Genomic DNA, 14,013 nt, shown 5'->3' with positions numbered 1-14,013 from the left:
GAGCGGATCTTTGAAAATGTATATCGTTGGCAGAAGAAATTATTTAGACCAATCATCAAAGACTTCATTGATGACTTTATTCTCGATAAAAATCATCTCCTACCACAGAGAATCTATAAATAATAGTGCGTAAGTCCTATACTATTATTCGTGGTGTCAGAATCACTAATACCACTTGGCGTGGAAATCGTTGCCGTATTGGTATACGATCCTTGCGTAGCTAAAAAAGGAGCATTTGCTCGAATCACCACTGTACAAGTAGCACCAACTGGACCACTAAAAGTACCAGTGACGGTATTACTTCCTGTTGGATTTTCAGTTGCAGTACAAGCTGTTGCACCTCCTCCGCCTGTTTGACTTACAATCGAACTAAAGATAAATGGGGAAGGTATAGCATCAGAAAAAGTCGCCCCAGTAACTGCTGTTGGACCATTATTAGTCATGACCAACTGATACTCAACAGTACTTCCAACTGAAGGTATAGGAACGATGCCCACAGGATCTCGTGTAAAAGTACCTGATGTACCTGCGCGTTGAGTTTTTACAATACTCAGATCAATAAATGTACCTGTGTTTGTATACGTACAGGTTACATTTTCATCTGGCATTGTGATTTGATTATTTGTGACAGTAACTACTGTTGGTGTCGTACGCTCTGTCATACATTGCAATGAAGCATTATAGTTCGCAGAACTTCCAGTCGTAAATGATTCGGCAATCGTGATTTGCGCACCAACCGTAGCAAGTTTAGCCCCCGCAGAGTCAATTTCACTCGCTGTTTGCGCTATCGCTGAAAAATCCGTCAAACCAGTCGCTGTAATATTTACAGCATCATTAATCTTGGCATTCGACCAAGACTTCCGAATCGTTAGATTACGCTTTTTCTCATTGGTAAATGTACAGGTAATATCTGCACCATTTTTAATATTCGCCGCTGCTATCGTGAGTGTATTATTCACAAGCGTACCAAAATTACCTGTATTCCCCGTTGTTGCACTATTGGCATCGGTACATACTGCACTCGTCAACTGATAATTAGGTACAGACCCCTCAGTAATATTTACCGCAGTATTTAAGGACTTAGCCCATAATTGAGCAGAAGTTACAGCAGTCCCAGCGACAGTCGTCGTCAAACTCGTTGACGTGACATCTGTGGTTGTATTTTGCAAATTTGAGATAGAAGAGAAGTTAAATGTACCTACGCCACCTACTGACCTTTTCGCAATTTTAATTTTTGCACCATTGATAATAGTTGCATTGACAGAACTACTGTTGTTGGTGGTATCAGGATCGGTACTACTTTCAAACAAATTTGCAGTGTTGGTAAAACTACCTAAAGCTGTGGCAGTGCCTTGAACTATTACTGTACATGTCCCACCAACAGGACCTGAAAATACACCCGAATAAGTATTACCTGACAAGCTGCCTGTACAACTTGTACCCGTCCCTGTAGTTGACGGTGTGCCGACAACACTCAGATTGGTGATATTACTCGGAATGTTATCACTAAATGTCGCAGGAGCAACTGCGTATATCGGACTAGTGCTCCCATTGGCAACTGATAACTGATACTGCATGACTGTATCTACTGGTACATCATTCAACGCTGTACGAACAAAACTATCACTGGTACTTTTTCGCTGACTTTTGACAATAGAAACATCATTATCTGCTTCAAGACTAGAAATACCAAAAAAGAATAGATCTCCAGCAACTATATTATCAGAACGGCGCCAATATGTACCCCTGCCATCACCATGTAAATATACATCGAATGTTAATGATGTAATTCGTCGACCTTGCAAATAAACACTGCCACTCGCACCACCACTACCAGTAGTTGCACTAATAACGCTATTACTATTTGCAATACGTGTCGATGTGACAGAAAAGCCTGAGCTACCAGAGAGCCTTGACATTGTAACGCCTGTAGCAGAGGCGCTATTTACCAAGTCGAACTCAGCTGAAAATCCTTGATTACCAAAAGTTCCACCCAAGCCAGCAAGATGAAGTACAGGGTTCGTTACAGCACGATTAAAAGTTGCTGTAATTGTACCTACTCGATGGCGCCCATTTAGCGTTTGGTTAGTTGCTGCCAATCCACTAGTTGAAGTAAATAATGCCATTCCATAGTTACTTGAAGTATTAATACCACCCGTAGTTCCCGACGAACAGTTAGTACTATTCCCTGCACAGCCTGTAGGTGCATTCTGAATCGACGCTGAAAAATTCCCATTAATTGGATCACCAATAGTATTCAGGGGCGAGAACGTTCCTCTACTTGTTATAAAGTCGCCCGAGGCATTAATTGAACCGCCCATTGTAAAGTCAGGATTGGTACTTGAGCTCCCACTTGAATATTTAGAGTAGTTGTAAACCGAGCTAATATTGTACGTCACCGTCGTCGTTGGGGTATAAGTAGTATAGTTATTATCGGTAGGGTTATTTGCATTTAAACGAAATGTATGTGTCTGCGCACTTGAAGTTGGTCCCGTGGTTGCTCCAGATGTTCTAGAGTCTGAAAATATTTCCAAAGTTCTTGGTAGCGCTGAAGCTGTCATACTAATGCATATTGTCATCAGTATTACCATGCTCATCAATATAGCTTTTTTGTACGAAGTCATTGCTCTATTCAACGTAATCATACTTATGCACCTAAAATTATTCTGCAACATAGCGCACCCCAAAACTAAACTCATAAGACTGACCACTTGCCACACTGCTCAAAGTACCACTGACATTCCCTGCGCTACCTACAGCTGTTGTACTAGAGATCGAGCTACAACTAGCACAACTAGGCGCATGAGATAACACCGTATACGCTGGTGTCTGATCACGGAAAGTAAAGACGCTATTTAAAGGTGTTGCACTCTGATTCGTTAAAGTCACACGATACTGCACACACTGCTCTGAGCCATTCGTATTTTTACCGATTGGCAAAATGTTGCTTGTGTATGCACCTTCCACCGTACCATCACAATTTGCATCCAAACCTTGTAGCTTCGTTAAAATCAATTGTTGGTTATTCACGGTCGTTAAATCAACGACTTGATCAATGACTACATCAGAAGCATCAACCAAATTCACTGTAGTGGTATTAGTTTGTGCAAGGTTATTCGCAGCTGTATTTTCCACTCGAACAAAAAGACGAACTTCCGTATTCGCAGCTAAGACGCCACCTGGCAAATCTGCAATGCTATCAATAAGCACATCTGCACTATCAAACTGACCATTACCATTACTATCCAAATACAAGTCTGCTTTAAAGTCAGGATTTGAGTTATTAATCACAAAGTCATGCGTAGAATCTAATGCTGTATCGGAATGATTGAGCAAAAGATGGCTATAAATGATCGTCCCTTGTGGTGCAACTTGACCACTGAGATCAGGCATAAACTCAACTTCAGCCTCAGATGCCACACTGGTAATTGCAATTTGGTTCAAGATCGTATCGAAGCCCGGATTTGTCGTTCCATCTGTACTTGTGACACTTGTAGAACTCGCACGAAAATATACTGGCACCGTACTTGTTTCTGCTTCAGGGCTTATTTCCACAACAGCACAAACAGTTTGTGTTTCACCATCATTGAGATAGCGTGTTTTACCAATTTCAGCACCTAAAGTTGTACAGTTTGCATCTGCAGTTTGATAAAAGCGTACTGAATTTACACCTGCAGGCAGATTTGCTTGAGCAAAGTTTTGATCTGCATCAGCACTGAGTAAATATTCTGTTGGCGTCCCTGTGTGTTTTACCGTTAATGGGAACACAACAGTAGAACCTGCTTCTGCATCACTTGTATTCGTTGTTAACGTCTTCCAAGCAACACCTGCATTAGCAACATTACCATTACCTGTACCATTCGCTGTTGTTTCTGGACTGTTATATAAATCAACAAGTTGAGTAGATGTAATCGCATTTAAACTACTACGATCTTCAACCGTATCAACAACCGAGCTTTGATTGATTGATTGCGCTTGAGGCGTAATGCTATATGTTTCTGATGCAGATACAGCATAGTCACTTGGTAGGCGCACCTTGACCACGATTGCAAGATTTTGATTTGGCGCAATGCTACCTGTGTCAGGAACACCATCAGCATTACTATCAAGGAGTGGCGTTACACCATCTGCACGATAAAACTCAACCACACTGCCCGCTGGGAATGTATTATTTGCGATGATGAGGTTATAGCGATCGGTTGTATTACCTGTATTCCACACATAGTTAGTGAAATTAATAACACCACCCTGACTCACGCCTGCAGCAGTCAATACGTTATCTGCTGCACTTGCACTGGCAGAGCTAGAATTCGCATTAATTTCAACGTCATAGATCGGCTCTACACGTAGGACAGCGATATTCGATTCATCAGAAATACTAGCAGTTGATGTCGAGTTATCGTGATCAGATGCAACATATACAACATTACTAATATCACCAGCGGTTGCACGTACTACAGTTGCACGGAACTCAATAAAGCCTGATGTATTTGCAGGAACACTAGTAATAACAGCAGTTACAACATCATTGGTGACGCTATAGTTAATACCTACTGGATCATTTGAACCTGTTGCAGGATTAACCGCTGTTCCATTCCAATTTTCACTTCCAGCCAAATAATCTAAGTCTGTACTTAATACATCGACCAAAGTCACATTACCTGTAACCGTACCATTATTATGATAATCAATACGAATCGTTACTGCGCTTCCCGTTGTTGTTTCAGTTACTGAGAATTTTTTACGCACAACCAATGCAGATTGATTCGTCACTGTCAATGTATCACCATTAGTTCCAACGTGTTGCCCATTAACAGAATTTACAGTAATTCCTGATACAGACACCTGACCAGTCGTTACACTACTTGGAACTACACCACCAAGCAACAAACCAACAGACTGCCCCGCTTCTAAAGCATAAGATGTAATCGGTGTTGAAGAGTCAGGCAAACCATCACGATTGGCATCCAAATATATTGCCAATCCTGTTAAATCAAAATTATCACCAACTAAACTCGAACTCGACAAATTGAATTGATCAGGAAAATTCCCATTATTGGTTAAAGTATGTGGTAAATAAACAGTCTGTCCTGCAACTACATTTTTATTGTTATCTGCTGTCAACTGGAAAGAATACACAGGTAAAATCGTCGTTTGCACTAAGTTCGAACGGCTGACTTGAACTACTGTAGAGCCTTCTTCTGTGTATTCACCAATTGCCATATTACTGATAATGGTTTGATTGGCAGCGAATACATTTGTGCTCAACAGCACACCAAAAATTATGACAGCAAAGTAAATACTTTGCTTGAAATAGTGGCGGGCTTGGCTGAAATTCGACATTTTATCCATGATATTCATCCGCTCTTTAAGGTGTCACACGTATTGAGAAATAAAGTATTGCCTGCTCAAGAGGTTCTAATGTACCCATTGACCCCACAATGTTCGCACCTGTTACAGTCACACTACCTTGACTTACTGACGGTGGCAATAACGGCCTTAAAAAGGTATAACTCGGAACAACATCATTAATCTGCACATTAGTGGCCGCGGTATAACCATCGTTCCGAATAGTAATACGATAGTTTAAACACTGGTTTGGTTTAATCTCTTGAGGCGTTACGGTGTAGGTAGCAGTTGGTACAATAGCCGCAGTCCATGCACATCCCTCATCTTTGGCTTGTTCTTTTAATAAACGTAACTGTGAAACACCTACTGTTGTTTGATCCGTATTTTTAATTGGCTGTAAAGTTAGACCTTGTATTGTATCTGTGGCAGTCACGATCAATTCCGCAACACTCAACATCCCATTAGTGGTATTACTAGGCGCTTCAACTTTTAATAATAACTGAATAGACTCATTTGGCTGCAAGCCCATAGGCATGATCGCATTTAAATCACTTGCTAATGGATCACTGCTATCCAAAACTCCATTAGCATTTGCATCAAAATATAGTGTATAGATAAACTGATCATTCACATCCATAGGCGCTACAGAAAATACTACGTCGCCTACCACATCACCCTCTACATATGTACCATTGTTACGCAAAGTATGTAGATAGGTAATCGTACCACCAATAGCCACCTGACCTTGCTGATCATTCGCCAAGCTCAAATTACGAAGCTGTTGAATCACAATCTGATCTTTTACACTATCTGCTTGACCATTCAGCGGAGATTTCATCGCAAACCAAATTGGTAGTGCATCAAGCGAAGTCCCTTGTGGAATGGTCACGACTGCACAAAATTGTTTAGCAGTTCCTGCAGGAATACTTCCTGAGTTTGTGATCTCAGCACCCAAAGCTGTACACGTTGGATCACCTTCAAAGAACTTGACCTCCCAATCTGCAGGCATCGTTGTCGTGATATTTGTGACATCTATCGCTACGCTTGAGGCAAAAAGCTCGTAGTTATTCGGTAAATTGCCACTATTTAAGATTTCTAATGGAAACACCACCGTTCCGCCACGGCTTCCACTTTTGGTAATCCACGCTTCACCATTATTATCAACATTACCGACGTTAAGACCCGAATCATCCTCAGCGTTATATAAGTCACTCGTACCAGTAATTACCACATTAACGATCTGATCACGCGTGCTATTCGTAATTGCAGTATTGGTTACTGAAGTCGCTTTGATATCAAAGTTCATCGTTCCAGTCAGTACGCAATCTGATGGGAAATAAACGCCCAATTTGATTTGCTTATTTGTTGAAGAAGCCATCGCTCCTGTATCGATGACTCCATCTGCGTTTGTATCGGTTAATAAAGTACGACCATCGCTATGATACATACGTACTACAGCACAATTCGGAACATTACTTTTAGCAATCGTCAGATTATAAGTATCTGTCGCTTGACCGACATTCCATACATAGTTTTCAAAGATGACTTCCGCACCACCAGCCTGTGAATTATTAACACTAATCAAGTTATCAGGTGCATTCGTTGCATCGCCATTATCATCAGGTGCAGATGGTGTATTATTCATCACAACAGCCAATTCATGCTGAACTGTAAAAATCACTGTATTGGTTGGTGTTGTTTTCTGCGCTGTATTTGTTGAATCGAAGACTTGATAGTTTGCTGTATTGGCAATTTTTACTTTTGCATCATCATTCACCATAACATCAAAGCTTATCGTGCCTCGTGTTAAAGCAGGAACAGACACAAACTCAAACTCAACCACGCCAGCATTAAATTGATAAGCTACTGCAGCATTATTGCCTGTTTCTGTATCATCATTATCAGTCAAACTACCTGTACCATTACTCCACTTACCAGTACCTGTTTGATAAGTTAAATCTACAGGCAAAGTATCTGTGAGTAATAAACGCCCTGCTGCTGTACCCGTGTTTTCATAATTAAAGGTATACGTAATCACTGTGCCAGTTTTGCCATAACTCACACTTTGTGATTTGGTGACATGGATTGCAGCATCATCGATTACTTTGGTTGTATCTGTAACAGTGGCGTTGATCGCTGTGTTAAATTGACTTGTTGCTGTGAGGGTAAAGTTTGCAATATTTCCAGTGGTTTGATTCGCAGGTATTGTACCCACCACAACAAGCATCGCAGACTCTTCTGCTTCTAAACGAATCGTTGCGCCATTTGCCAGTAAGTTATTATTATCATCAGGAACACCATTTTGATCACGGTCGATATAGACTGCTACACCACTTAAATCAAACTGATCACTGCCCGACTGAACCAAACTCAATTGATAATCGTCAGCAATATTACCTGTATTGGTTAATACATGAGGAAAATCAAGTTGACTTCCAATTGTACCGATATTCGATTGGTTGCTTTGCAGTGTTAATGCGTAGATCGGCTGTACAGAAAGTACAACGGGATTGGAATTGATAACTTGAAGATTGCCTTGTGCATCGTAGAAGTCACCACTTGCAATATTGGTGATCGTTGTACCTGCTTTTGGCTGAGCGTAGACAGCACTATTTGCAATCAATAAAATTAAACCAATGATTGGAATGATAAAAAATTTTTGGAATATTCCAATATTGCATCGGTCGTCCATGCTGGCCTCGCTCACAACAGATGATCTCAAAAGTTTTGCAGGATTGTACAATTACCACAAAAAAATTTATTTTTACGTGACTGAATATACATTATTTACACAAAAATACAAACAAAATCCGTGTAATTGAGGCAAAAGAATTCTGACTAAAATGATTAACAAAAAACCAAAATATAAAAAATATTGTATAAAACTAAACCACTTATAATAAAAATTATTAAAAAAACCACACGAATGCGGCTTTTGATTACAAAAATGTTTGAAGGTTTATAAGTTTGGATCTCTGAAAGCAACTGTTTTTTGTGAAAGTTTCATCAAGCTCTCTTTGGCAGAATCAACCAAAGTCGGCATCATCGCTGTAGCAATACTTGCAGCTTGCAATCCAAGCTTTTCACCCAAAGTTGGCTTTTTGCGAGTATTAAGCACATAGACGTCATGTTGCTGTAAATGTTCTAACAAATAAGCATCCGAGGTTTGGATTTTATCAATCAATTTTAACTTCAGCGCATCTTCACCATACCAATGCTCACCTGTTGCGACTTCGGTGACATTCAACTGCGCACGGTAGTTTTCGACAAAATGCTTAAATAAAGCATGAGTTTGCTCAAGCTCTTGTTCAAACTTGGCACGACCTTGCTCTGAGTTTTCACCAAATAAGGTCACAGTGCGCTTATATTCACCAGCGGTAAACACCTCATAGTCAATATGATGTTCTTTTAACAGTTTATTAAAGTTTGGCAACTGTGCTACCACACCAATCGAACCTAAGATCGCAAACGGTGCCGCAATGATTTCATTGGCAATACACGCCATCATATAGCCACCACTGGCAGCGACTTTATCGACACAGATGGTCAGATGAAAACCCGCATCACGTAGACGCACCAATTGTGCCGCCGCAAGACCATAGCCGTGCACCACACCACCAGGACTTTCTAAGCGCAGTACCACTCGATCTTTGCCTGCTTTAGCTGTGGCTAAAATCAAAGTAATTTCTTCACGAAGCTGTTCGACCGCACTGGCATTCATATCGCCTTTGAAATCTAAAACAAAAATTTTCTGATTATTTTTCTTACGGGCTAAGGCTTCACGCTTGAGCTGTGCGGTGAGTTGCAACAGTTCAAGTTTACCTAATGTGGTTTGTGCAATACGACGACGTTGTTGTTCGATACGTTGGTTGAGATGGACGACTCGAAGCTCTGAAGGCAACTTTGGCAGATGAAATAACATAGATGGTCCAGTACATAAATGAAAATGAATATTGTCTACACGTTTATAAGGTCTATCCGTAGAAAATCAAGCCTATTTTTTAAGGAATTAAATATTCATGGCGTAGATAGCAATGTGTGATAATATGTAACACGATTTAAATCTCTGATTTGTTGAGTAACGCCGTTGTTATTTCATCAACGCATGTCGCCTAGCGGTTTCAATCAAAAGCAATTTAATCAGCATTGCTCAAATCAAAGCATGCTTTTTTTTAGTGGCTTATTATTGAGTTGTTTTGCGGTTTGTTTACAGGTTGCGGTTTTTCTGCAACCACTCCTCCCAGCGCAATATCAGATTTCACCTGTGTGTGAGACTATTACTCGTGCGCTACTGTTGCATGATTATTCTGTCAATTCAAATACATCAAACCATTTATTAAATCATCAGTATTCACATCAAGCGCATACAACAGATCAGAATCAAAATAGTACGCACGATGCACGCTCAATGTCATTACACTCTAATCATCTTGTGATATCTATGGATGATCAAGCAAAACCTCTTCCGCACAGTACACATCAACATGATGCAGGTCATCAATGTCAATACTGTACAGTGTATGCCAACTTAGTCTTACCGCCTGAGTTTGGGATTAAAGAAGTGTTTGAGCGTGTACAAGTGCGTTTGCTGTTTTTACAGCGACAATTTGCGCCGATTTATTTTTATTTACAGCGTTTATTTCTGATTCCTCAAGGGCGTGCCCCGCCACTATTCGCATAACTTTAAAAAAACTTCACTGCAAAATAATGCACATCACTTTCCTTGGCTGATTCACGCCAGTGCAAAAGTACGTGCCATGTTTTGCGATCGAATTTAAAAATTGTTTTGCGAATATTTTTATGAAAAATTTTAAAACTCAACCTTTAATGTTTGCGATGACTTTGGTCTGTCAGTCCGCTGTTCAGCTCAGCTATGCAAATGCTTTAGGCACTGAAACGACTCAAACGCATGACCATCAGCATGCCGAAGTGCCGACTAAAAATACTCCTGTTATGCCTTCTCCGATCCAACTCTCTCCAATTGTGGTGACAGCGCAACAAGGCAATCAAGCCAATGGTTTGATCGTGGAAACCGATGCCAAACAAACCGTTCAGCCGATGCCTGCCTCTGATGGTGCTGCCTATTTGAATAGCATCATGGGCTTTAATAGCGTGAAAAATGGCGGAACCAATGGTGATGTGACCTTTCGTGGCATGTACGGCTCACGGATTAAAATGCTTACCGATGGCACGGAAAATCTCGGTGCCTGCCCAAATCGCATGGACGCACCAACCGCTTATATTTCCCCAGAAAGTTTCGACAAAATCACCGTGATAAAAGGCCCGCAAACTGTGCAATATGCGACACCAGGTTCTGCAGCGACGGTGCTGTTTGAGCGCGAAGCCCCTACTTTTGACAAGGATAAACCCTATCAAGGTGAAGCCAGCGTAATGCTTGGATCATTTGGGCGTATTGATCACAATGTCGAGGTGGCTTTGGGCAACGATAAAGTCTATGCACGTCTCAATGCCAACCGCTCCAAATCTGAAGATTATCAAGATGGTGATGGGCAAACCATTCATTCCAATTGGGAACGCTGGAGCAGTGATCTTGCGCTTGGTTGGACTCCTGATGCGGATACATGGCTCGAACTAAAAGCGGGTGTGGGCGATGGTGAATCCGCTTATGCGGGACGCAGCATGGATGGCTCGCAATTCAAACGAGAAAGTTTGGGCTTGCATGCTGAGAAACGCAACTTTAGCGATGTAATTTCAAAGATTGAAGCGCAGGTTGATTATAGTTTTAATGATCATGTGATGGACAATTACAGTCTGCGTGATGCGCCGATGACCACCATGATGGGAATGAGCATGCCCAATGAAATGTCGATTCGGGTTACACGTCGTACCTTGAATAGCCGTATTGCTATGACCAGTGATTGGGATCAATTCAGCTTAATCACAGGGCTAGATTCACAGCGCAACAAGCACGCTGGCGATATGAAAAGCTCCGCCATGCCGTCGATGAATATGCCACTCGAAGAAGATTTGCATTTTCAAAGCTACGGTGCGTTTGGTGAGCTGAGTTATCAAGTCAATCCGCAAAACAAAGTGGTGACAGGTCTACGTTTTGATCAGGTCAAAGTCGATAGCGCCGAGAATGATCAAGTGCGTAAAGACACCCTACCAAGCGCATTTATCAGATTAGAAAACAATCAAGACAATGGTTTGAAGAGCTATGTTGGCGTGGGTCATGTCGAGCGCAGTCCAGACTATTGGGAGCTGTATAGCACCTCAACCAGTTATGCCGACATGATGGGCAATAGCAGTTATCTGATGGTCGATAATCTCAATAATCTAGAAACTGAAAAAACCACGCAACTCGATCTTGGTTTTGAACATCAATCGGGCAAATATAAGTCTTGGGCATCGGCTTATGCGGGTGTGATCAACGATTTTATTCTGGTTCGTTATAATGGCAATACTCGACCGCTTGCTGAAAATGTCGATGCAACCATTGCAGGTGGTGAGCTTGGCGTGGGCTACAACTTTACTGATCGTCTGCAAACCGACCTCAGTGCCATGTACGCATGGGGAGAAAATACTACGGACAATACGCCATTAGCACAGATCGCGCCGCTTGAGGGTCGCTTGAATCTACGCTATGTCACAGATCAATATAGTCTTGGACTGTTGTGGCGAGTGGTTGCCAAGCAAGATCGGATTAGCTTAAACGAAGGTAATATTGTTGGTTATGATCTGCAAGAAAGTGAAGCCTTTAATACCCTGTCACTGAATGCCAATTATCAAATCAATCCTGCGATCGGACTGGCATTCGGTATAGATAATGTCTTGGATGAGACCTATACTGAACACCTCAATAAAGCAGGCGCATCGGTATTTGGCTATGCCAGCAATGAACAGTTTAATCAAACGGGACGCAATTACTGGGCTCGTGTCAGCATGAAGTTTTAAGTGATTTTAATTTTTTTGAATGTTAAAGAAAGGAGCTCAATATGAGTGACGAATATACAAAATCAGACAAGTCCATCTTTGGTTGGAAAGGTGTGATTATTGCGATTGTTTTTGCTGTGCTATTTTTAGGTTTCTTGTTCTTATCCATTTCACAAGAACCTGACTACATGCCAAGCCAAAAGCGCAAACAAGCCGCTGAAGCTGCCGCACAACAAGCGGCAACTGATGCCAAAATGGCGAATGCGACCACGCTTGAATCAAACACTGAAATGGCAATGCCTGAGGGAAATAGCACAGATGGTACAACTACAGAGATGAATCATTCTGAGCAACACGCACATTAATTGATTTTATCTACACCAATAAAAATGCCAGTTTTACACTGGCATTTTTTCATTTATACGGCATTCTAGTACGAGTTATGCACTAAATGGATGGCGTAAAACAATGGTTTCCGCACGATCAGGCCCTGTCGATACAATATCAATCGGACATTCAATCAATTGCTCAATACGCTTCACATACGCCAAAGCATTTGCAGGGAGTTGATCAATATTGGTTAAACCAACTGTCGATTCAGTCCAACCTGGCATAGTTTGATAGATTGGTTTTAAGCACTCAAAAGAGATCGCATCCGAAGAACCTGCACAGCCCGAATCCGCTGGCTCATAGCCCACACAAATTTTAATTTCTTCTAAGCCATCAAGTACGTCAAGTTTAGTCAAACAAATCCCTGACAATGAGTTCACTTCAACCGAACGACGTAGAATCTCTGCATCAAACCAACCACAACGACGCTGACGACCCGTTGATGCACCAAACTCATGACCGACTGTACCCAAATGACGACCGATCGCATCACCTGTATCTGTCGCTGCATCATAATGTAGCTCAGTCGGGAAAGGTCCTGCACCAACACGTGTGGTATAGGCTTTGGTGATGCCTAAAACATAATCAAGATGCAGTGGCCCCATACCTGAACCAGAACTCACACCGCCTGCTGTGGTGTTTGAACTGGTCACATACGGATAGGTACCATGATCCACATCAAGCAACGAACCTTGTGCGCCTTCAAACATGATCGCCTTGCCCGCTTTGCGGTATTGATGCAAAGTTTCTGTCACATCTACGACAAGCGGTGCAAGCACTTCACGCCATACATTGCAAAGCGCCAACACATCTTCAAGTGCAACCGCTTCAACGCCGTAGTATTGGGTCAATTGAAAATTATGGAATTCTAATAATTCTGACAATTGTTGCTCAAGCGCCGCACCACCACGAATCAAATCTGCTACACGCACCGCACGGCGAGCGACTTTGTCTTCATACGCAGGCCCGATACCACGACCTGTTGTACCGATTTTGGCATTGCCACGCTTTTTCTCACGAGCTTGATCCAGTGCAATATGATTTGGCAAAATCAATGGACAATTTGGTGAAATACGCAGACGCTCTTTGACAGGTACGCCTTCTTCTTCCAAGATCGCCATTTCCTTGATCAAAGCTTCAGGTGAAAGCACCACACCATTACCAATGAAGCACAACACATTGTCACGCAAAATACCTGATGGAATGAGGTGAAGAACGGTTTTCTTACCACCGACGACTAATGTGTGCCCTGCATTGTGACCGCCCTGATAGCGCACTACTGCAGCTGCTTGATCTGTGAGCAGGTCAACGATTTTACCTTTACCTTCGTCGCCCCATTGGGTACCGAGTACCACAACATTCTTGCCCATAATAGCCTCA

General features: G+C 41.9%; 8 protein-coding genes and 1 pseudogene. 4 read left to right on the top strand and 5 right to left on the bottom strand.

The features are described 5' to 3' along the window. Window positions 1-123 (top strand): annotated as a pseudogene (locus tag ACE3PQ_RS03800) (IS701 family transposase); the annotation flags it as partial. On the opposite strand, the gene ACE3PQ_RS03795 reads toward ACE3PQ_RS03800, so the two are convergent. The 4 genes from ACE3PQ_RS03795 to sohB all read right to left on the bottom strand — a co-directional run bounded on the left by ACE3PQ_RS03795 (window position 114) and on the right by sohB (window position 9,271). Further along, on the bottom strand, window positions 114-2,561 hold the full coding sequence (locus ACE3PQ_RS03795; RefSeq protein ID WP_374295355.1) for a hypothetical protein: 2,448 nt from the start codon (window positions 2,559-2,561) through the stop codon (window positions 114-116). The pseudogene ACE3PQ_RS03800 and the gene ACE3PQ_RS03795 sit on opposite strands and share 10 nt — an antisense overlap. Window positions 2,562-2,661: 100 nt before the next feature. Next, on the bottom strand, window positions 2,662-5,352 hold the full coding sequence (locus tag ACE3PQ_RS03790; RefSeq protein ID WP_374295353.1) for a hypothetical protein: 2,691 nt from the start codon (window positions 5,350-5,352) through the stop codon (window positions 2,662-2,664). A gap of 16 nt (window positions 5,353-5,368) precedes the next feature. Beyond that, on the bottom strand, window positions 5,369-8,041 hold the full coding sequence (locus ACE3PQ_RS03785) for a hypothetical protein (protein WP_374295351.1): 2,673 nt from the start codon (window positions 8,039-8,041) through the stop codon (window positions 5,369-5,371). Window positions 8,042-8,308: 267 nt separating this feature from the next. Then, window positions 8,309-9,271: a protease SohB gene (sohB, locus tag ACE3PQ_RS03780; RefSeq protein WP_374295349.1), complete on the bottom strand. Its 963-nt coding sequence runs from the start codon at window positions 9,269-9,271 to the stop codon at window positions 8,309-8,311. 240 nt (window positions 9,272-9,511) lie between these two features. Between sohB and ACE3PQ_RS03775 the strand changes: the two genes are divergently transcribed. From ACE3PQ_RS03775 to ACE3PQ_RS03765, 3 genes are all read left to right on the top strand, one after another. Beyond that, window positions 9,512-10,030, top strand: a complete 519-nt coding sequence (locus tag ACE3PQ_RS03775; RefSeq protein ID WP_374295348.1) for a DUF2946 domain-containing protein — start codon at window positions 9,512-9,514, stop codon at window positions 10,028-10,030. A gap of 119 nt (window positions 10,031-10,149) precedes the next feature. Beyond that, entirely contained in the window at window positions 10,150-12,264 is a 2,115-nt protein-coding gene (locus ACE3PQ_RS03770; protein ID WP_374295346.1) for a TonB-dependent copper receptor, read from the top strand. A 41-nt stretch (window positions 12,265-12,305) separates the two neighbouring features. Next, a complete protein-coding gene (locus ACE3PQ_RS03765; protein ID WP_374295344.1) occupies window positions 12,306-12,608 on the top strand; it encodes a hypothetical protein in 303 nt (100 codons plus the stop codon). Between the two features lie 75 nt (window positions 12,609-12,683). Here the strand turns inward: ACE3PQ_RS03765 and ACE3PQ_RS03760 are convergent, their stop codons facing one another. Beyond that, entirely contained in the window at window positions 12,684-14,003 is a 1,320-nt protein-coding gene (locus tag ACE3PQ_RS03760) for an adenylosuccinate synthase (protein WP_374295342.1), read from the bottom strand. Window positions 14,004-14,013 lie beyond the last annotated feature (10 nt).

Origin of the sequence: Acinetobacter sp., from assembly GCF_041911495.1 — a bacterium.
Taxonomy (GTDB): domain Bacteria; phylum Pseudomonadota; class Gammaproteobacteria; order Pseudomonadales; family Moraxellaceae; genus Acinetobacter.
This window is presented reverse-complemented; position numbering and strand designations above follow the sequence as displayed.

What these genes read in the sequence shown, in the direction of transcription:
- ACE3PQ_RS03795 (WP_374295355.1), bottom strand. Translation starts at nt 2,561, where the DNA reads ATGACAGCTTCAGCGCTACCAAGAACTTTGGAAATATTTTCAGACTCT.
- ACE3PQ_RS03790 (WP_374295353.1), bottom strand. Translation starts at nt 5,352, where the DNA reads ATGGATAAAATGTCGAATTTCAGCCAAGCCCGCCACTATTTCAAGCAA.
- ACE3PQ_RS03785 (WP_374295351.1), bottom strand. Translation starts at nt 8,041, where the DNA reads ATGGACGACCGATGCAATATTGGAATATTCCAAAAATTTTTTATCATT.
- sohB (WP_374295349.1), bottom strand. Translation starts at nt 9,271, where the DNA reads ATGTTATTTCATCTGCCAAAGTTGCCTTCAGAGCTTCGAGTCGTCCAT.
- ACE3PQ_RS03775 (WP_374295348.1), top strand. Translation starts at nt 9,512, where the DNA reads ATGCTTTTTTTTAGTGGCTTATTATTGAGTTGTTTTGCGGTTTGTTTA.
- ACE3PQ_RS03770 (WP_374295346.1), top strand. Translation starts at nt 10,150, where the DNA reads ATGAAAAATTTTAAAACTCAACCTTTAATGTTTGCGATGACTTTGGTC.
- ACE3PQ_RS03765 (WP_374295344.1), top strand. Translation starts at nt 12,306, where the DNA reads ATGAGTGACGAATATACAAAATCAGACAAGTCCATCTTTGGTTGGAAA.
- ACE3PQ_RS03760 (WP_374295342.1), bottom strand. Translation starts at nt 14,003, where the DNA reads ATGGGCAAGAATGTTGTGGTACTCGGTACCCAATGGGGCGACGAAGGT.